21 protein-coding genes are annotated in these 18,990 nt (G+C 67.3%); 13 read left to right on the top strand and 8 right to left on the bottom strand.

Going from position 1 to position 18,990, the window contains the following annotated elements; translation table 11 throughout:
* Nucleotide 1 precedes the first annotated feature (1 nt).
* A complete protein-coding gene (locus tag ABC419_RS12590) occupies nt 2-709 on the bottom strand; it encodes a TorF family putative porin (protein ID WP_292057462.1) in 708 nt (235 codons plus the stop codon).
* A gap of 36 nt (nt 710-745) precedes the next feature.
* Nucleotides 746-1,672 carry an NAD(P)H-dependent flavin oxidoreductase gene (locus tag ABC419_RS12585; protein ID WP_412877259.1) on the bottom strand — a complete coding sequence of 309 codons (927 nt, stop codon included), beginning with the start codon at nt 1,670-1,672 and terminating at the stop codon, nt 746-748.
* A gap of 414 nt (nt 1,673-2,086) precedes the next feature.
* Here ABC419_RS12585 and queF point away from each other — a divergent pair, with 414 nt between their 5' ends.
* Nucleotides 2,087-2,548 carry a preQ(1) synthase gene (gene queF, locus ABC419_RS12580; RefSeq protein WP_313428456.1) on the top strand — a complete coding sequence of 154 codons (462 nt, stop codon included), beginning with the start codon at nt 2,087-2,089 and terminating at the stop codon, nt 2,546-2,548.
* Nucleotides 2,549-2,550: 2 nt separating this feature from the next.
* Here the strand turns inward: queF and ABC419_RS12575 are convergent, their stop codons facing one another.
* A complete protein-coding gene (locus tag ABC419_RS12575) occupies nt 2,551-3,540 on the bottom strand; it encodes a hypothetical protein (protein WP_412877260.1) in 990 nt (329 codons plus the stop codon).
* 186 nt (nt 3,541-3,726) lie between these two features.
* Here ABC419_RS12575 and ABC419_RS12570 point away from each other — a divergent pair, with 186 nt between their 5' ends.
* On the top strand, nt 3,727-4,578 hold the full coding sequence (locus ABC419_RS12570) for a DUF817 domain-containing protein (protein WP_412877261.1): 852 nt from the start codon (nt 3,727-3,729) through the stop codon (nt 4,576-4,578).
* 137 nt (nt 4,579-4,715) lie between these two features.
* Here ABC419_RS12570 and ABC419_RS12565 read toward each other — a convergent pair whose 3' ends face one another.
* Entirely contained in the window at nt 4,716-5,318 is a 603-nt protein-coding gene (locus tag ABC419_RS12565) for a nitroreductase family protein (RefSeq protein WP_412877262.1), read from the bottom strand.
* A 45-nt stretch (nt 5,319-5,363) separates the two neighbouring features.
* On the opposite strand from ABC419_RS12565, the gene ABC419_RS12560 reads away from it, so the two are divergent.
* The 4 genes from ABC419_RS12560 (at nt 5,364) to ABC419_RS12545 (ending at nt 7,724) form a co-directional block, all read left to right on the top strand.
* A complete protein-coding gene (locus ABC419_RS12560) occupies nt 5,364-5,993 on the top strand; it encodes an NUDIX domain-containing protein (protein ID WP_003164467.1) in 630 nt (209 codons plus the stop codon).
* A 29-nt stretch (nt 5,994-6,022) separates the two neighbouring features.
* On the top strand, nt 6,023-6,844 hold the full coding sequence (gene cysE / locus ABC419_RS12555; protein WP_112999312.1) for a serine O-acetyltransferase: 822 nt from the start codon (nt 6,023-6,025) through the stop codon (nt 6,842-6,844).
* Nucleotide 6,845: 1 nt separating this feature from the next.
* Nucleotides 6,846-7,403, top strand: coding sequence for a hypothetical protein (locus ABC419_RS12550; RefSeq protein WP_412878228.1), 558 nt, complete (start codon nt 6,846-6,848; stop codon nt 7,401-7,403).
* A 114-nt stretch (nt 7,404-7,517) separates the two neighbouring features.
* A complete protein-coding gene (locus ABC419_RS12545; RefSeq protein WP_003164469.1) occupies nt 7,518-7,724 on the top strand; it encodes a DUF3126 family protein in 207 nt (68 codons plus the stop codon).
* Nucleotides 7,725-7,804: 80 nt separating this feature from the next.
* Here the strand turns inward: ABC419_RS12545 and ABC419_RS12540 are convergent, their stop codons facing one another.
* Entirely contained in the window at nt 7,805-8,377 is a 573-nt protein-coding gene (locus ABC419_RS12540) for a hypothetical protein (RefSeq protein WP_412877264.1), read from the bottom strand.
* An 81-nt stretch (nt 8,378-8,458) separates the two neighbouring features.
* Here ABC419_RS12540 and ABC419_RS12535 point away from each other — a divergent pair, with 81 nt between their 5' ends.
* The 5 genes from ABC419_RS12535 to ABC419_RS12515 all read left to right on the top strand — a co-directional run bounded on the left by ABC419_RS12535 (nt 8,459) and on the right by ABC419_RS12515 (nt 13,577).
* Nucleotides 8,459-9,325, top strand: a complete 867-nt coding sequence (locus ABC419_RS12535; protein WP_412877265.1) for a 50S ribosomal protein L11 methyltransferase — start codon at nt 8,459-8,461, stop codon at nt 9,323-9,325.
* A 166-nt stretch (nt 9,326-9,491) separates the two neighbouring features.
* Nucleotides 9,492-11,315, top strand: coding sequence for an aminopeptidase P family protein (locus tag ABC419_RS12530; RefSeq protein WP_412877266.1), 1,824 nt, complete (start codon nt 9,492-9,494; stop codon nt 11,313-11,315).
* A 4-nt stretch (nt 11,316-11,319) separates the two neighbouring features.
* Nucleotides 11,320-11,688 (top strand): CidA/LrgA family protein, encoded by a 369-nt coding sequence (locus ABC419_RS12525; RefSeq protein WP_412877267.1) that lies wholly within the window; start codon nt 11,320-11,322, stop codon nt 11,686-11,688.
* A complete protein-coding gene (locus ABC419_RS12520; RefSeq protein ID WP_412877268.1) occupies nt 11,685-12,377 on the top strand; it encodes an LrgB family protein in 693 nt (230 codons plus the stop codon). Before ABC419_RS12525 ends, ABC419_RS12520 begins: the two co-directional genes overlap by 4 nt.
* A 216-nt stretch (nt 12,378-12,593) precedes the next feature.
* The gene (locus ABC419_RS12515; RefSeq protein WP_412877269.1) at nt 12,594-13,577 is read left to right on the top strand and encodes an aldo/keto reductase; all 984 of its coding nucleotides are present in this window, start codon (nt 12,594-12,596) and stop codon (nt 13,575-13,577) included.
* A 227-nt stretch (nt 13,578-13,804) separates the two neighbouring features.
* On the opposite strand, the gene ABC419_RS12510 is transcribed toward ABC419_RS12515, so the two are convergent.
* The 3 genes from ABC419_RS12510 to ligA form a co-directional block, all read right to left on the bottom strand.
* Complete coding sequence (locus ABC419_RS12510) at nt 13,805-14,227, bottom strand: DUF2147 domain-containing protein (RefSeq protein ID WP_003164483.1); 423 nt, start codon at nt 14,225-14,227, stop codon at nt 13,805-13,807.
* A gap of 182 nt (nt 14,228-14,409) precedes the next feature.
* Nucleotides 14,410-15,045, bottom strand: coding sequence for a 3'-5' exonuclease (locus tag ABC419_RS12505; protein ID WP_292057501.1), 636 nt, complete (start codon nt 15,043-15,045; stop codon nt 14,410-14,412).
* Nucleotides 15,024-17,348, bottom strand: a complete 2,325-nt coding sequence (gene ligA, locus ABC419_RS12500) for an NAD-dependent DNA ligase LigA (protein ID WP_412877270.1) — start codon at nt 17,346-17,348, stop codon at nt 15,024-15,026. Before ligA ends, ABC419_RS12505 begins: the two co-directional genes overlap by 22 nt.
* Nucleotides 17,349-17,494: 146 nt before the next feature.
* On the opposite strand from ligA, the gene ABC419_RS12495 reads away from it, so the two are divergent.
* On the top strand, nt 17,495-18,460 hold the full coding sequence (locus ABC419_RS12495; protein WP_412877271.1) for a M20/M25/M40 family metallo-hydrolase: 966 nt from the start codon (nt 17,495-17,497) through the stop codon (nt 18,458-18,460).
* Nucleotides 18,457-18,975, top strand: a complete 519-nt coding sequence (locus ABC419_RS12490; RefSeq protein ID WP_412877272.1) for a hypothetical protein — start codon at nt 18,457-18,459, stop codon at nt 18,973-18,975. The genes ABC419_RS12495 and ABC419_RS12490 overlap by 4 nt, the downstream gene beginning before the upstream one ends.
* The last annotated feature ends 15 nt before the right edge of the window (nt 18,976-18,990 follow it).

Genomic DNA, 18,990 nt, shown 5'->3' with positions numbered 1-18,990 from the left:
GTCAGAAGTAGACGCTGATCCCGGCGACCAGGGCGTCGGCGTATTGCTCGCCGGGAACCTTGGCGTTGGTGCCGTGCCAGCGCAGTTCGGCCTCCAGCTTGGGCGTCAGGGCGTAGGTCGCGCCGATGTTGTAGCCAGTGTAGTCGACGCTGTTGTCCTGCTCGCGGCGGCCGACCTCGGCCGAGACGTTCAGCTTGTCGGTGAAGTCCCAGCCGCCGCGCAGGGCGACCCAGGTCCAGGCCTCGACCGAGCCGGCGCCGTCGGGCGAGTGCTGCAGCCGCAGGCGCGCGCTGGCCGGGCCGATCGAGCGCTTCATGTCGGCCGTGAACTCCCAGGCGTTGGCGTCATAGCCGGGGTTGGCGTCCACCCGCCACTTGTGCGCGACGTTCAGGTCGAAGTCGAAGCCGGCCCACTGGGGCTTCACCCCGCCGGTCAGCTCCAGCTCCAGCTCCGAGCCGCCGCTCTTGATCGTTTCGGCGGCGGGGCTGACGTAGAAGAGGCCGCTTTCGCTTTCCCATTCGGCCGCGCCCCAGACGAAAGCGTCGCCGTCCGACTTGGAGGCGTCCTTGGAGCGGTTGTCGCTGGCGGCGCCGGCGCTGAAGCTCCAGCGGCCGGGCATGTCCTGCGCCTGTGCGGCCGTCGAGGCCAGGATCAGGAGCGGGGCGGTCGCCAAGACGGTCGTCTTCAGGGCGGTCGTCAGGATGCGCATGAATCGGCCTCGATAGGGGAGTGTCGAGGCCGCTTCCTAGAGGCGCTTCTTGTCGAATTTATCACAGGCTTGCGAAAACTCGTCCGTCAGCCGAGCGACAAGCTGAGCCGTGGTCGGCACGTCGTGGATGGCGCCCGAACCCTGGCCCGCCGACCAGATGGTCTTCCAGGCCTTGGCCTCCTCGCCCATGTCCAGCTTGTGCTCGGGCAGGGACTTCGGGTCGATCTTGTTCTCGACCAGGGAGGGGGTCAGGAAATTGGCCGGAATGCCCGAGACGGCGGGCGTATAGGTGATGTCCGCCGAGCCCGACTGGACGATCAGCTCCTTGTAGTGGGGCTGGGCCGCGCTCTCGGTCGTGGCGATGAAGCGGGTGCCCATATAGGCGAAGTCGGCGCCCATCATCAGCGCCGCCGCCACGTCCTGACCGGTCGACAGGGCGCCCGCCAGAATGATGGTCCCGTCATAGAAGCTGCGCACTTCGTTGATCAGGGCGAAGGGGTTCACGACGCTGGCGTGCCCGCCCGCGCCGTTGGCGACCAGGATCAGGCCGTCGACGCCCGCCTCGGCCGCCTTCCTCGCATGGCGCGCATTGGCGATGTCGTGGAAGACCACGCCGCCGTAGCCGTGCACCGCATCCACCACGTCGCGCACGGCGCCCAGCGAGGTGATGATCAGCGGCACCTTCTCCTCGACCGAGACCATCATGTCGGCCATCAGGCGCGAGTTGGTCGGGTGGATGATGTGGTTGACGCCGAAGGGGGCGGCGTCGGGCGTCAGGCGCGACTTGATCTCGTGCAGCCACTCCCGATAGCCCTCGGTCGTGCGCTGGTTCAGCGAGGGGAAGGTGCCGATCACGCCCGCATTGCAGGCCTCGACCACCAGGTCCGGCCCGGACACCAGGAACATGGGCGAGGCGATCACCGGCAGCTTCAGGCCGGACTGCAGGGAAGCGGGAATGGCCACGGGTCGTCTCTCCTGAAGGAATGCGTTGTTTTAAGCCACGCTAACCGGGTGTCGTCGGGGAAGGCAATCACGCTTTCCGTCCATGACTGCGATCTTCTATTCCCGCTCATCCCGGCGGACGCCGGGATCCAGTAAGAGCCTCAAGCGCCGGGCTTGAAATGGTGCTCCGGTTTTGTCGCCGAGCGTCCGTGGCCAAAGCACTGGATCCCGGCGTCCGCCGGGACGAGCGGTGTTGATGGATGTGCGCAACTGGAAGCCACCTAGAAAAACAGAGTCCAATTCGTCTGAATCGTCTGAAATCGCCCTCCGCCGTCCCCTCGGCTGGGGGCAGTCTAGCACAGGTGAAACGGGGGGATGGCCGATTGCGGCGGGGGCGGCGTTTTCTTTGGCGGGGCGAAGGCCTAAATGGCGGGCATGACCCACTATACCGACAGCCTCAGCCAGCTCGGCGTCCAGACCGCCGCCCCGACGAACCCGGAAGAGGCGGTGCTGGAGCGCGTGCCCAATCCGCACGCCGATACGCTTTATGTGGCGCGCTTCACCGCGCCGGAGTTCACCAGCCTGTGCCCGGTGACGGGCCAGCCCGACTTCGCCCACCTCGTCATCGACTATGTGCCCGGCGACTGGCTGGTCGAGAGCAAGAGCCTGAAGCTGTACCTGACCAGTTTCCGCAACCACGGCGCCTTCCACGAGGACTGCACCGTCGCCATCGGCAAGCGCCTGGCCGAGCTGCTGCAACCGAAATGGCTGCGCATCGGCGGCTATTGGTATCCGCGCGGCGGCATCCCCATCGACGTCTTCTGGCAGACCGGCGCGCCGCTGGAGGGCGTGTGGCTGCCGGATCAGGGCGTGGCGGGGTATCGCGGGCGGGGGTGAGGCTAGAGGCCCAAGTCTTTTCCAGTGACAATACGCCGAGTTGCTGGATAGTGAGACATTCCTGCCAGTTCTGCCGCCAGATGGAATAGTTGCCAGTGTAACCGGATGAACTGTACCAAGGCGTCAACGGCTTCATCGTGGTCAAGCCGGCGAGGGATCGGAAGCGCGAGCGTCCTTATCTCTCCATGTCGGCTATCGCTTGCTATTAGTCTTGGTGCTGATTCAAAGCCTCGGGCACCCATAGGCACACGATGAAGGAACAAGTTCCTGTAGTCCGTGAGTTGCCGCAGCCAAGGATCATCTTGGTCCGTCCAGCCAGCTAACAGGCTTTTAGCGGCAGGATGAGCGGCTTGTTCGCGGCGCGCATCGGCATCAAGCCAATCGCAAAGACGGGCTAAGCTGTCTTTGTTTGAGGGAGCACCGAGTTGTCTTCCGACGATGGTAGCCAAGTGATCTCGAGCGGCTCCCATTTCAGCAACAAAAGAGTGAATTGCTAGGTAGATATTGTCTAACGGAATGTTCTGGAACGGATGCCCGATTTCAGTTTTGTGGTTCAATGCGGATCGAAGCTGAGCGCCGTATCCGTCAGAAATGTCTCGTAGGCGGATGTTAGAAGCTCTTAGGCAAACGGCTACATAGCGGGCGAGTGAGCTATATTCTTGATCGCTCGCATCCATTGCGTGATGGGCGATGTTGGCCCACGTTTCAGTGGGGAGCTCACGATCTGGATCAAGCCCAACAAATGGTCGCCATATCCGAATTGGTAAATCCGGATCTTCAAACGTGGTTTCGTCCGCAGCGAAGACTCGCACACCAAAATCCTCAGCTACGGCTTGGATTTGCTCGTCGGCGACCGTCGCGATGTCGACGAGATTTCCATCCCGAAGTAGAGGGCCTATCTGCCATCCTCCTTCGCGTCGATTGCCGCGAAGACCGCCGGTGAAGTGGAGTTCATCTATCGTGCGGATGGTTTGCCTTGTTATCTGATGCACTCTCTCTCCTCAGTCGCTTGTCTTTAGGTAGCGCTGTTAGCGCGGAGATCTAAAATCTAGCTCTGCTAGAAGGGAAAGCTATACGAGGAAGTCAGATCCCGCTCGCACTACCGAGCTAACGCTGGCTGTTTGGTTCGCGGTTCCCATTCGCAATGCCCAGCAGGACGCTCACGCAAAAGGTTATGGATGAACGCCCGCCTCCCGCTCGAAGTCTGGGGCCGTCGCCTGATGGCCCGCGCCGAGGCGTGGGCCGACCGCTCGCGCCTTCGCCGTTACGCCTATGAGTTCCTGTGGTTCGGGCTGAAGCAGGGGTGGGCGTGTCTGTTCGGCGGGGCGATGCTGGCGCTGATCCTGGGGACGTTTCTGTTCTGGCCCGATGAAGCACCGCTGGCGCGCTATGACTTCCTTGTGCTGGGCGCGCTGGGGATACAGGCGGCGATGCTGGCCCTGAAGCTGGAGAGCTGGGAGGAGGCGCGGGTCATCTTCCTGTTCCATGTCGCCGGGACGGTCATGGAACTGTTCAAGACCTATCACGGGTCGTGGATCTATCCGGAAGAGTCGGTGCTGAGGATCGGCGCCGTGCCGCTGTTCTCGGGCTTCATGTATGCGGCGGTGGGCAGCTACATCGCGCGGGTGCAGCGCATCTTCCATATCCGGGTGCGGAACTATCCGCCGCTGTGGACGACGTGGGCGCTGGCGGCGGCGATCTACGTCAACTTCTTCGCGCATCACTGGCTGCCGGACGTGCGGCTGGCGCTGTTCGCGGCGACGGGGCTGCTGTTTATGCGGGGGTGGTTCTACTTCACCGCCGACCGGACGCGGCGGTCGATGCCGCTGCTGCTGGGCTATGGGCTGGTGGCGCTGTTCATCTGGTTCGCGGAGAACCTGGGGACGTTCGCGCGGGCCTGGGTCTATCCGGGGCAGGAGGGCGGATGGGAGATGGTCAGCCTGAACAAGCTGGGGGCGTGGTTCCTGCTGATGATCATCTCGGTGGTGCTGGTGTCGATCGTGCACCGGCCGGAGGAGGAGCCGCGGTAGGGCGTCCTTCTCCCCTTGCGGGAGAAGGTGGCCGAGCGCAGCGAGGTCGGATGAGGGGTCTCTCCGTCGTTGCAAAACCCCTCATCCGTCAGCCTTCGGCTGCCACCTTCTCCCACAAGGGGAGAAGGAAGTGGGCGTTATGGTCTGGCCGTCACCTTGTGCTCCAGGTCGGGGCGGGGGCGCTCCAGCGGGGGCTCGGACAGGGAGCCGACGTGGATGAAGCCGGCGATGCTCTCGCCGTCCTCGACGCCGAACAGGGCGACGGCGGCGGGGTCGTAGGAATACCAGTCGGTGATCCAGCTGGCCGAATAGCCCAGGGCGTTGGCCGCGTGCTCCAGGTTCATGCAGACGGCGCCGGCGGACAGCTGTTGCTCCCAGACCGGCACCTTGTGGCCCTGGATCGGGGTCGAGACGACCATGACGGTCAGCGGCGGGTTGGCCAGCTTGGCCAGGGCGGCGATCTCCTTGCCGGTGCGGTTCTGGGTTTCGCCCAGGGCGGCGAGGGCTTCGGACAGTTCGGCGCGGCTGCGCGGGCCCAGGATGACGAAGCGCCAGGGAAACAGCTTGCCGTGGTCCGGCGTGCGGGCGCCCAGCAGCAGCATCTGCTCGATCTCGGCGTCCGAGGGGCCGGGCAGGGCCAACGACTGGGCCGGGGCCGAGCGGCGCACGGCCATGCGCGACAGCAGCTCGTCCGAACGGACGGGCAGGGGCAGGGCGGAAGCGAGGTCTGACTGGCTCATGGCCGATAGCTAGGCTTTCGGGGCGCGCTGCGCCATAGCAGGGGCATGAGTCAGATCCGCGACATCAAGCCTCGCTGGGCCGAGGGCCTGCCGGACACGCCGCCGTGGCGCAGCCTGGGGACCAGCGACCTAGTCGACACGCCGTGGATGCGGGTGACGCGCCACCCGGCGATCGCGCCGACGGGGGCTGACGCCGACTATGTGGTCATGCGGCCGAAGAATGTGGGGACGGGCGTGCTGCCGCTGCATGACGACGGGACGGTCAGCCTGGTCGGGCAGCACCGCTTCGCCCTGATGCGCTATTCGTGGGAGATGCCCGAGGGCGGGGCGCCGGAGGGGGAAGACCCCTTTGAGGCCGTGAAGCGCGAACTGGCCGAGGAGGCGGGGCTGACGGCGCAGCACTGGCGCGCGGCGCTGGACCTGGACCTGTCCAACTCCATCACCGACGAACGGGCGATGGCCTGGGTGGCCTGGGGACTGGAGGCGACAGAGACGGCGCCGGACGAGACCGAGGTCTTTCTGACGGCGCGAGTGCCGTTCCGCGATCTGATGGCCGAGATCGCGCGCGGGGCGGTGCGCGACGGGCTGACGGTGGCGACGGCGTATCGCGCCTACCATATGGCGCGGGAGGGCGAACTGCCCGCCGCGCTGGCGCGCGCCATGCTGGGCGCGTAGGATCGCCGCCTGAATTCGAAGGAAGCCTGATGGCCAAGCTGGAAGTCGTGCCGAAGCAGCCGGACCTGTGGGCACAGTTGCGCGCCGCCGCCGAAGACGCTGCGCGCGAGGAGCCGCGCCTGGCGTCGCAGCTGAACGCCGTCGTCCTGGCGCATGAGGATTTCGCCGGGGCGCTGAGCTTCCAGATCGCGCGCAAGCTGGGCGATGCGGAGCTGGGCGCCATGACGGTGCGTGAGGTGGCGCTGTCGGCCTTCGCCGCCGATCCGGGCATCGTGGCCGCCGCCGAGGCGGACCTGAAGGCGGTGCAGGAGCGCGATCCGGCGATCCGGTCGCTGTTGCAGCCCTTCATGTATTTCAAGGGATTCCAGGCGCTGCAGGCCTGGCGGGTGGCGCACTGGCTGTGGGAGCAGGACCGCGACACCCTGGCCTTCCATTTCCAGAGCCGGATTTCGGAGCTGTTCCAGCTGGACATCCACCCGGCGGCGCGGATCGGCTCGGGCGTCTTCCTGGACCATGGCACGGGCATCGTCATCGGCGAGACGGCGGTGATCGGGGACGAGGTGTCCATGCTGCACGCCGTGACCCTGGGCGGGACCGGGGCCGAGCGCGGCGACCGCCATCCGAAGATCGGGCGCGGCGTCCTGCTGGGCGCCGGGGCCAAGGTGCTGGGCAACATCACGGTCGGCGACTACGCCAAGGTGGCGTCCGGCTCGGTGGTGCTGAAGCCGGTGCCGGCGGGCTGCACCGTGGCGGGGGTGCCGGCGCGGCTGGTCAACTGCCCGACGGACGCCACGCCCGCGCGGACGATGGACCATACGCTGTCCGACATCGTCTATGACTTCGTGATCTGAGATGCGTCTCTTGTTGTCTGCGGCTCTGTTGATGGCGGCGAGCCCGGTCATGGCGCAGGACGATTATGAAGCTGTCGCGGCCCAAGCGCGTGAAGTCGATTTTGATCGTAGGCGGCCTTTTGCAGCTCTCAACGAGATCGGCGCCTTGAGCCAGGAGTGGTCGGTCAACGCCTTCTACGCCGTCTTTCAGGGCGAGCATCCCAAACAGACAACATTTTGGGTTGTGCGTCGGGTCATGGGCGATCGGAGCGGAGCAAAGACCGTGCGCTGGGCGGATTCACGGACTTGTCCTGCTGTAGAGACGGTGCTGCTGGCCATGGAAGAGATACCCCCGGTTCGGCCTAACGCCATCGACCTGGGCGTTGAGGCTCCGAATTTGGGGATCGTCTTTGATGGAACGTGGCACACCTTCTGGAACAGCAGTGCGCGCGCAGGCGACAACAACGCAGCCGTCAGATTTGAAATGCAGGGAAATGTGAATACTCCCTTTGCCCAATGGTGGTCTGAGGCCGCGCCAATGCTGGCGCCTTGCTGGAGTGACGTCGCGCCCGCAGTCTGACGACGGGCGCGCCTGTGGACGCCTGACGCGCGGGCTTCCCAATCCGGGGAGGCTTCTCTAGGGTCCGCAGCCAACGACATGCGCCCCTCCCGGCGCCAAAGCGAGGCTGACCCCGTGACCGAGAACGATCTGAAGCGCGTCGAGACGCACCTGAAGCGCACCTTCAACCACGGCGGCATCAAGGTGAAGGCCCGCAAGGTCGCCGATTCCGCCGAAGTCTATGTCGATGACGAGTTCATCGGCGTGGTGTTCGAAGATGAGGACGAAGCCGGCTCCTTCATGTTCGAAATGGCCATCCTGGCGGAAGACCTGCCGGAATAAGCCGTCTCAGCCATGAGAATTGAAGAAGGCCGGAGAGGGCGTCCTCTCCGGCCTTCTCTGCATTTGGGATCAGCGTCCGATCACCAGCCGAACAGACGGGCGAAGAAGCCCTTCTTCTGCGGGGCGGGAGCCTCGACCGGCTTGATCGGCTCGGCGGCGGGCTTGGGCGCCGTGGCCTGAACGGGCGGCTCGACCGGAGCGGGGGCCGCAGCGACGACCGGCTCAGGCTTCGGCGCGGGCTTGGTCTCGGCGATGGGCGCGGGGGCGAGGGAGGCGGCGACCGGCGTCTCGACCGGGGCCGGAGCGGCGGCCTTGGGCGCGGCGGGCTTCTTGGGCGCAGCAGCCTTCTTCGGCGCGGCGGCCTTGGCCGTGGTCGCCTTTGCTGCAGCTGGAGCCTTCGGCGTTGCGGGCTTCTTGGCGGCCGGCGCTTTAGCGGCAGTCTTTGGCGCGGCTGCCTTGGGAGCGGCGGCGGTCTTGGCCGCGGCAGGCTTGGCCGCCTTGGCCGGGGCCTTTGTCGCGGCGGGCGCCTTTACGGCCTTGGGCTTGGCGTCAGCTTTTGTCGCTGTCGCGCTCGACTTTGCCGCCGGTTTCGGCTTGGAAGCGGCGGAGGCCGCTTTCGCGGCAGGTTTCGTTTCAGACGGTGCTTTGGCCATAAACTCCCCGACCCCTCGTTGGACACGGGCGTAAGAACCAAGCCCGCACTGGCGATTCGTCATTATAACGGTGTTTGAGAAATGTCCGAATCCGCAGTTCAGGTGATCGCGCGCGGCGATCGCGCCCCGGCCGAAGCCGCCGCCGCCGCCATCGACGCCAACCCCCTGTTGGAGAACGCGACCTATTCCATCCTGGAAGAGGATGAGGACAAGGAAATCTGGCGCATCGACGCCTTCCCCACGACCGATGAAGAGGCCGAGGGCATCGCCGAAATCCTGCGCGCCACGCCGGGGCTGGAGGTCGTGGTCGAGAAGCTGGCCGACGCCGACTGGCTGGCCATGAGCCTGTCGGGCCTGCCCCCGGTCGAGGCCGGGCGCTTCTTCGTCTACGGCGCGCACGATCAGGGCAAGGTGCCTGAGGGACGGGTCACGCTGAAGATCGACGCGGGCGCCGCCTTCGGCACCGGCCACCACGGCACGACGGTCGGCTGCCTGGAGGCGTTCGACAATCTGCTGAAGACCGAGACCTTTGAGAAGGTGCTGGACGTGGGCTGCGGCACGGGCGTTCTGGCCATCGCGGCGGCCAGGACGGGGTCGCCCATCGCCGTCGGCACCGACATCGACGAGCCCTCGGCCCGCATCGCCAATGAGAACGCCCAGATCAACGACGCCAAGTGCGACTTCTACTTCGCTGACGGCCTGAGCGATGCGCGCATCGCCCAGCACGCGCCCTATGATCTGGTGTTCGCCAACATCCTGGCGGCGCCGCTAGTGCATCTGGCGCCCGAGATCGGCGCGGCGCTGAAGACGGGCGGGGTCGCCATCCTGTCGGGTCTGCTGCGCACGCAGGAGGAGCGGGTGCTGGAGGCCTATCTGCCGCTGGGCTTCGTGGTGGAGCAGACGATTCATCATGATGCGTGGAGCGCGCTGCAACTGCGCAAGAAGTAGGGCGCAAACTCCCTTCTCCCCTTGCGGGAGAAGGTGGCTCGCGAAGCGAGACGGATGAGGGGTTGCTGGACATCGAAGTCTGGCAACCCCTTTTGCGTTGAGAAACCCCTCATCCGCCCCTCCGGGGTACCTTCTCCCACAAGGGGAGAAGGGTATAAGAGCCCTCATGCGCCAGACATTCAACGAAACCACCGATCCGTCCTTCGGGGCCAAGCACCTGCCTCTGCTCCGCGCCGAAATGGCCAAGCAGGGCCTCGACGGCCTGTTGGTCCCGCACGAGGACGAGCACCAGAACGAATACCTGCCCGACGCCAATGAGCGGCTGGCCTGGGTCAGCGGCTTCACCGGCTCGGCCGGGGCGGGCGTGGTGCTGAAGGACAAGGCGGCGGTCTTCGTCGACGGCCGCTATACGGTGCAGGCCAAGGCCCAGACGGACGAGGCCCTGTTCGAGCGTCGGCCGCTGAACACGCTGGCCGACTGGCTGGCGGCCGTGCCGTCGGGTTCGGTGATCGGCTATGATCCGCGCCTGCACAGCCCCGATGCGCTGGCGAGCCTGCGCGCGGCGGTCGAGAAGGCCGGGGCGACGCTGAAGGCGGTCGAGGCCAATCCGATCGATCTGGCCTGGGGCGACGCCCGCCCGGCCCAGCCGCAGGCGCCGGTGGTCCCGCATGAGGACCGCTATTCCGGCGAGGACGCCGCGTCCAAGCGCGCGCGCATCGGCAAGGCTATCGCCGACGCCGGGGCTGAGACCGCCGTGCTGACGGCGCCGTCGTCGCTGGCCTGGCTGTTCAACATTCGCGGCGGCGACGTGATCCGCACGCCTCTGCCGCTGGGTCAAGCGGTGGTGAAGGCGGACGGGACGGCGCGCGTCTTTCTCGACCCGGCCAAGGTGACGAACGAACTGCCCGGCTGGTTGGGCGACGCCGTGACGCTGGAGGCGCCCGAAGCGTTGCCCGGCGCGCTGGACGCCCTGTCGGGGCGCAAGGTGATGATCGACCCGGCCGTGTCCTCGGCCTGGTATTTCGACCGGCTGGAAGCGGCGGGCGCCGACATCGTGCGCGGCATGGACCCCTGCGCCCTGCCGCGCGCTCAGAAGAACGCCGTCGAGATCGTGGGCAGCCGTCAGGCGCACATCCGCGATGGCGCGGCGCTGACGCGCTTCCTGCACTGGGTCGATACGGTCGCGCAGAAGGAGCTGCCGGACGAGCGGGCAGTGGTCGAGGCGCTGGAAGGCTTCCGCGAGGCGACCGGTATGCTGAAGGATCTGTCCTTCGACACCATCGCCGGGGTCGGGCCGAACGGCGCCCTGCCGCACTACAAGCCGGTCGGCGCCAAGATCCGGCCGATGAAGGCGGGCTCGCTGCTGCTGGTGGACGGCGGCGGTCAGTATCTGGACGGGACCACGGATGTGACCCGCACCATGGCCATCGGCGAGGGCACGGCCGATCAGCGCCGGATGTTCACCCTGGTCCTGAAGGGCCACATCGCCATGGCGGTGATCCGCTTCCCCGCCGGGACCAGCGGGCGCCAGCTGGACGCCATTGCGCGCCAGCCGCTGTGGAACGCGGGCTTCGACTTCGACCACGGCACCGGCCACGGCGTCGGATCCTATCTGGGCGTGCATGAGGGGCCGCAGCGCATCGCCGGATGGGGCACGGATCAGCCGCTGCTGACCGGCATGATCCTGTCGAACGAGCCGGGCTATTACCGCGAAGGCGAGTGGGGCATCCGCATCGAGACTCTGCAGGTCGTCACGACCCCGGCCCAGGTGCCGGGCGGCGAGCGGCCGATGCACGGGTTCGAGCAACTGACGCTGGCGCCGCTGGACCGCCGCCTGATCGATGTGGCGCTGCTGACGGCGGACGAGCGGGCCTATGTGGACGCCTATCACGCCGAGGTTTTGGCCAAGGTCGGGCCTCTGCTGGCGGACGGCGTGCAGAAGGACGAGGCGGCGCTGGAATGGCTGAAGGCGCAGACGGCGCCGCTCTGATCCGATGATCGGCGCCATCGCCCTGCTGCTCGTCTGCCAGTTGGCGGGCGAGGTGATCCACCGGCTGACGGGCCTGCCCCTGCCGGGGTCGGTGATCGGCATGGTGCTGTTGCTGGCGTGGCTGGCCCTCGTTCCGAGGGAGCGGCTGACGCTGACGCAGGTGACGGGCTGGCTGACGGCGCATCTGTCGATCATGTTCGTGCCCGCCGCCGTCGGTGTGATGGAGGAGGGGGCGATCTTGTCGCGCCATGGCCTCGGTATCGTCGTGGCGGTGGCGGTTTCCACCCTGCTGACGCTGGCGGTGACGGCGCTGGTGTTCCGCGCCGTGGCGGGGCGGGGTGAGGCGGGCGACGAAGAAGAGGGCGTGTCGTGAGCGGTCTGATCGCGACGCCTCTGCTGTGGCTGGCGGTGACGCTGGTGGTGTTCGAAGCGGCGGATATCCTGTCGCGGCGCAGCGGGCGTCATCCGTTGTGCCACCCGGTGCTGCTGGCGACCCCGGTGCTGATCGGAATCCTGCTGGCGACGAAGACGCCCTATCCGACCTACGCCGAGGCGACGCAGGTGCTGGGCTTCCTCCTGGGGCCGGCGGTGGTGGGGCTGGCCGTGCCGATCTGGGCGCAGCGGGCGACGATTCGGCGGCTGGCCAAGCCGCTGGCCTACGCCCTGCTGGCGGGGGCCGCGACGGCCATCGTCAGCGCCGTGGGCATTGTCTGGCTGTTCGGGGCGCCGGCTGAGATCATGGCCTCCATCGCGCCGCGCGCCACGACGACGCCCGTGGGGATGGCTGTGGCCTCCCAGTTGGGGGGCATACCGGCGCTGGCGGCGGTGATCGTGCTGATGTCGGGGGTGTTCGGAGCGATGACGGCGACGCCGCTGCTGAACCTGCTGAAGATCAGGGACTATCGGGCGCGGGGCTTTGCGGTCGGGGTGTCGGCGCACGGCTTCGGCGCGGCGCGGGCGTTTCAGGTGGACCAGACGGCGGGCGCCTTCGCCAGCCTGGGCATGGCGCTGAACGCGGTGGCGACGGCGACCATCCTGTCGGTTGTGGCCAGTTTGCTCTGATCCATCCGCTCATCCCGGCGGACGCCGGGATCCAGTGCTTTGGCTTCAAGTCCATCGGTCGGTTGTGGAGCGCGGGGCTCTTACTGGATCCCGGCCTCCGCCGGGATGAGCGGGTAAGGGTGAAGGCGAGCCCCTTGAAATAAGGCCATACGGCGCCCATCTAAAGAGGGTCGGCGGATGCGCCGCCGACCCCCTCACATCAGAAGGAATGCGCGGATGAAGATGCGCAAGCTGGGCCTTAACGGCCCTGAGGTCTCGGCCGTCGGTCTGGGCTGCATGGGCATGAGCGCCTTTTACGGCGGCGCCGACGAGGCCCAATCCATTGCGGTGATCCACCGCGCGCTCGACCTGGGCGTCACCCTGTTCGACACGGCCGAGATGTACGGCCCCCACACCAATGAAGTCCTGCTGGGTAAGGCGCTGAAGGGGCGGCGCAACGAGGCCTTCATCGCCACCAAGTTCGGCATCAACCGCCAGCCGGACGGCTCGGCCGTCACCGACGGCTCGCCCGCCAATGTGCGCCGCGCGGTCGAGGGCAGCCTGAGCCGCCTGGGCGTCGACCACATCGACCTCTATTACCAGCACCGCATCGACCCCAATACGCCGATCGAGGAGACGGTCGGGGCGATGGCCGAGCTGGTGAAGGAGGGCAAGGTTCGCTTCCTTGGCCTGTCCGAAGCGGCGCCCGCCACCCTGCGCCGCGCCCATGCCGAGCATTCGATCACGGCCTTGCAGACTGAATATTCGCTATGGAGCCGCGACCCGGAGGACGAACTTCTGGGCGTGGTGCGTGAACTGGGCATCGGCTTCGTGCCCTACAGCCCGCTGGGCCGGGGCTTCCTGTCGGGGGAGATCAAGTCGATCGACGACTTGGCACCGGATGACTTCCGCCGGACGAACCCGCGCTTTGCGGGCGACAACTTTCAGAAGAACCTCGATCTGGTCGATGCGGTCGGCGCCATCGCGGCGGATAAGGGCGTGACGGCGGCGCAACTGGCCCTGGCCTGGGTGCTGGCGCAGGGAGAGGATCTGGTCCCCATCCCCGGCACGCGCCGCATCGCCACGCTGGAGCAGAACGCGGCGGCGGCGGACATCGTGCTGTCAGTTGATGATCTGGCGCGGATCGAGGCTGTCTTCCCGCGCGGGGCGGCGGCGGGCGAGCGGTATGCGCCCGGCGGCATGAGCTCGCTGAACCGTTGATGTGAAAACGCCTCCCTCGCGATCGCGGGGGAGGCGTTTTCATGGCTGGATTGATGTTGAGCGTTGGTTGCGACCTAGCTCCGCTCGTCCCGGCGGACGCCGGGATCCAGTAAGAACTCCGCGCTCTACAACTGACCAATGGTGTTGAAGCCAAATCACTGGATCCCGGCGTCCGCCGGGATGAATGGGAGTGAAGGGGCGCGAGCGCCACTCAACGCCAATCAAGTCTACTGAACGCGGGTCCAGGTCTGGGTCTTGCACAGGGGGGCGACGATGCAGCCGCGCAGGCGCAGGGTGTTGTCGTTGGTCAGGGTGATGGTCCCGCGATAGGTGCCGCCGTCCTCGGGATTGTAGACCGAGCCTCCGCGCCATTCGGTCGGGCCGCCGGTGAAGCCCGACAGCATCCGCAGGCCGCGCAAGGGGCGGGTCCGCAAGGATTCGTCCTTGTTGCGGGCGTCGCGCACGTTCGGATCGGCGCGGATATGGCTGGAGGTGACGAGGACGCCGCACAGGGCCTGACCGCAACGCTCAATGCGGACCTGGCCGCCGTTGGTCGGCGTCTGCCACAGGCCGGTCGGGTCGCTGGCGAGGGCCGGAGAAGCGAGGGCGGCGGCTGCGACGGCGAGCGCCGTCAGGACGGAAGTCTTCATCGGCGTTTTCCTTCTGACGGATCGTTGAGGCGATCCCTTGGACGAAGGATGATCCGGGGTTCAGTCTGAAACAAGGCCGAAATTGTGAACTTCACTCAATGATTACATGACCTTAGGTCAAGTTGACCGCGCTGCGGGCGCCTAAGGCGATGGATTCGGGCGTCTTTTGCGGGAGGCATCGGTCAGCCGCCGCGCGGGCGGCGGGGGCGGGTTCCGGCGTTGGAGCAGGGGGTGTAGCCGTCGCGCCAGATGCGGCCGGGCGTCAGGCGGCTGGCGTCGGCCAGGGCGCGGCAGTCGGCCGCCTGATGCACTTGAGCCGCCGCCAGGGCCACGGAGGCGCAGGCGAAGGCGTCCTCGGCGGCGTCGTGGTGGCGGAAGGCGACGCCCAGTTCGGCGCAGACGTTGTTCAGCTTGTGCGAGGGGAACTCAGGCCAGCTGATCTGGGCCAGCTTGACCGTGCAGAGGTAGTCGAACTCGGGATAGGTCAGGCCGTAGTGGTCGCAGGTGTTGCGGATGACGCTGACGTCGAAGGCGGCGTTGTGGGCCAGCACGGTGCGGCCTTCGAGGCGGGGGGCGATGGCGGCCAGGACGGCGGGGAATTCCTCGGCGTCTTCGACCTGTTCGGGGCCGATGCCGTGGAAGGCGATGTTGAAGCTGGCGAAGCGCATCCCCGGCGGGCGGATGTAGTGGTGCTCGACGGATTCGATGACGCCGTCGTTGATCCAGGCCAGGCCGATGGAGCAGGGGCTGGCCCGCTGTTCATTGGCGGTTTCGAAGTCGATGGCGACGGCGTGCATCAGGAAATAAGCGCCAGCCATTCGTCCTCGGTCAGGACGGCGACGCCGTGCTTTTCGGCGTCCTTCAGCTTGGATCCGGCGCCGGGACCGGCGACGACGTAATCGGTTTTCTTGGAGACTGAGCCGCTGACCTTGGCGCCCAGGCTTTCGGCGCGGGCCTTGGCTTCGTCGCGGGTGAAGCGTTCCAGCGAGCCGGTGAAGACGACGGTCTTGCCCGCCACGGGGCTGTCGGTCACGGGGGCGGCCACGTCCTCGACGCGCTCAAGCTGGGCCAGCAGGGCGTCGACGACATCAAGGTTGTGCGGCTCGTGGAAGAAGTGGGCCAGGGCTTCGGCGGCGACCGGGCCGACGCCGGAGACGCCCGCGATCTGGTTCAGCATGTCGGACGGGCCCTCATCGCGCGCGACGGCGGCCCAGCGGGTCAGGTCGGACCAGCCTTCGGAGATTTCCGCCAGCGAGCGGCGGGCAGGCGCGGCCATGCCGGGGAAGGCGAGGGCGATCTTCTGATCCATCGGCGCCTCGGGCCACGGATCATCGGCGGCGGGACGGGCCTCGGCCATCAGGCCCAGCACGCGGGTCGAGATGGCGTGGGTCGCGGCCAGCGTCTTCCAGTCGTCGCTGGCGAGGCCGTTGGCGGCGGCCATGCAGGCGTCGCGGAAGGCGGTCCAACTGCCGAAGGCGCGCGACAGGACCAGCGAGGTCTGCTCGCCGATCTCGCGCACGCCCAGACCGAAGATCAGGCGGTCGAGGCTGATGACGCGCCGCGCGTCGATCCCGGCGATCAGGTTGCCGACGCTGGTTTCGCCATAGCCGTCCTCGGCGCGCAGCAGGGCCAGCTTTTCCTCGTCGCGGGCGAGGCGGAAAATGTCGGCGGGTTCCTTGATCCAGCCGCGCATGTGGAAGGCGATCAGCTGCTTTTCGCCAAGCCCTTCAATGTCGAAGGCGCGGCGGCTGACGAAGTGCTTTAACCGCTCGACGATCTGGGCGTCGCAGATCAGGCCGCCGGTGCAGCGGCGCTTGACCTCGTCCCCCTCGCGCACGGCTTCGGAGCCGCAGACGGGGCAGGTGGTGGGGAAGATGTAGGGCTGGGCGTCCTCGGGACGCAGCGTTTCGACCACGCCGACGATCTGGGGGATGACGTCGCCCGCGCGTTGCAGGACGACGGTGTCGCCGATGCGGACGTCCTTGCGGGCGATCTCGTCCTCGTTGTGCAGGGTGGCGTTGCGGACCACGACGCCGCCGACGGTGACGGGATGCAGGCGCGCGACGGGGGTCAGGGAGCCGGTGCGGCCGACCTGGATGTCGATGCCTTCCAGAACAGTCGTCGCCTGTTGCGCCGGGAATTTGTGGGCGATGGCCCAGCGGGGGCTGCGGGCGATGAAGCCGAGGCGCTGCTGCCAGTCCAGACGGTCGACCTTATAGACCACGCCGTCGATGTCGTAGCCGAGGCGGCTGCGGTCGGCCTCCAGCGTCTGATAGACGCCGATCAGGCCCTCGGCGCCCTCGACGCGGGCCGAGCGGTCGTTGACCTGAAAGCCCCAGCTGCGGAAGGCTTCGAGCGCGCCATGTTGCGTTTCCGCGAACGGCGCCGAGGTCTCGCCCCAGGCGTAGGCGAAGAAGGTCAGGGGGCGCAGGGCCGTGATCTTCGGGTCTTTCTGGCGCAGCGACCCGGCGGCGAAGTTGCGCGGGTTGGCGTAGGTCCGCCTGCCTTCGGCCTCGGCGGCCGCGTTGAAGGCGTCGAAGGCGGCGTTGGGGGCGTAGACCTCGCCGCGAATCTCGATGACGTCGGGCCAGCCCGAGCCGGTCAGGGTTTGGGGGATGCTGTCCAGCGTACGCAGGTTGGCGGTCACGTCTTCGCCGGTCTTGCCGTCGCCGCGCGTGGCGCCCTGAACCAGCACGCCCTTTTCATACCGCAGGCTGGCGGACAGGCCGTCGATCTTGGGCTCGGCGACGAAGGCGATCGGCTCGTCGCCCGGCAGCTTCAGGAAGCGGGCGATGCGGGCCACGAAGTCGCGCACCTCGCCGTCGTCGAAGGCGTTGTCCAGCGACAGCATGGGCACGCCGTGGCGGACCTCTGCGAACTGGGTCGAGACGGGGGCGCCGACGCGCTGGGACGGGGAGACGGGGCTGGAGAGCGCCGGGAAGCGGGTCTCGATGTCGAGGGCGCGGCGCTTCAGGTCATCGTAGTCGGCGTCGGAAATCTCGGGCGCGGCGTCGGCGTGGTAGAGGGCGTCATGGCGCGCCAGTTCGGCCGACAGGCGCTCCAGCTCTTCGCGCGCCTGGGCTTCGGTCAGGGTTTCGACGGGCGTGAAAAGGTCGGACATGAGAATCGCAGGAAGTCGGCAAAGGCGGAACGGTTCCTTATCATCCCCCGACCTTGATGGCAGACGCGGCATGACAGAAAGGTAATCTGACGCGGCGGCCGGGGGCCGCTAGCGTCGCGCCTCAAAGATTCCTGCCGGAGCCCTCCATGCGTCCTGTCCTCGTCAGCCTGTCCGTGATCGCCGCCGCCGTGACGTTGGCCGCCTGTGAGACGACGACCGTCCCGGCCGCGTCGGAAACGCCCGCCGTCGCCGCCGCCTCGGCCGATTACGCCCAGTTGATGGATGATCTGCGCATCCTGTCGGCCGACGACATGCAGGGCCGCGACACCGGCTCGGAAGGCGGGGCCAAGGCGCGTGAATACATCGTGGCGCGGCTGGAGGCGCTGGGCGTCCAGCCCTCGCCGATGGGGCGTCTGCAGCCGTGGGAGATGCAGGGCCGCACGCGCGAAGGGACGAAGACCTACAGCGGGACCAACATCATCGGCGTGATCCCCGGCACGCGCGTGGCCGACAAATACATCGTGGTGACGGCCCACTATGACCATGTCGGCGTCAACGACGGCCAGATCTACAACGGCGCGGACGACAACGCCTCGGGCGTGGCGACCATGCTGGAGCTGGCCAAGCGGCTGAAGGCCAATCCGCCCGAGCACAGCGTGCTGATCGTGGCGCTGGACGGCGAGGAGCGGGGACTGCTGGGCGCCAAGCATTTCGTCGAGGCGCCGCCGGTGCCGCTGCACGCGATCGCGATGAACCTGAACTTCGACATGACGGCGCGGGCCGACAGCGACGGGAAGCTGTGGGTGACGGGGACGTATCAGCACCCCTATTTCCGCCCGGTGCTGGATCAGGTTCCGGCGCGCCGGACCGTGGCCCTGGCCTTCGGCAAGGACACGCCCGAGGACAAGGGCGCCGACAACTGGGTCGAGGCGTCGGACCACGCCGCCTTCCACCGCGCGGGGCTGCCGTTCCTCTATTTCGGGGTGAACTATCACACGGACTATCACCGCCCGAGCGACGACTTCGAGAAGGTCAATCCGGCGGTGTTCCAGGACGCGACCGAACTGGCCATCAGCGGCTTCCGGGCGTTGGACCAGTGGCTGGATCAATGAAGCGCGGGCTGATCGCGGCCGTCCTGCTGGCGGGCGTTGTCGGGCTGGCCGCCTGCGACCGCGGCGCGACGCCCGACAAGACGGCGCAGGCGGCCGCCTTCAAGCACGATCTGCCCGAGGACGTGTCCGGCTACTATATCCCCACGACGGCGGTGCAGGTCGGCGACTGGCGACTGCATCACCTGTTCATGGGGCAGGTTCCCGACTTCATGAGTTGGCGCGACGGTCAGCGGACGGCGGGCTTTGCGCCGATCATGATGGAGTTCGAGGCGGGGGATAAGACGCGGCGCACGCGGCTGATTCCGACAGCCTATGACGTGACCGAGGATCGGGTGCGCTTCCAGGCGACGTCGCGCGATCTGGGCGCGGTGTCGTTCGATGGAAGGCTCGACCAGGATGCGCTGGCGAAGGCGCGGCGCAATCTGGGAGATCAGGGCGTGGTCCTGAAAGGGACGCTGAAGGTCGGGGGCCGGACCTTCGACGGGGTGTCGATGCGATGGTGGGCGGGGGACTGATCCCCCGCCGTTGAA

The sequence above is a fragment of the Brevundimonas phoenicis genome (assembly GCF_047237745.1).
Taxonomy (GTDB): Bacteria; Pseudomonadota; Alphaproteobacteria; order Caulobacterales; family Caulobacteraceae; genus Brevundimonas.
The sequence above is the reverse complement of the archived record's forward strand: the minus strand, read 5'-3'. Positions and strand labels throughout refer to the sequence as shown.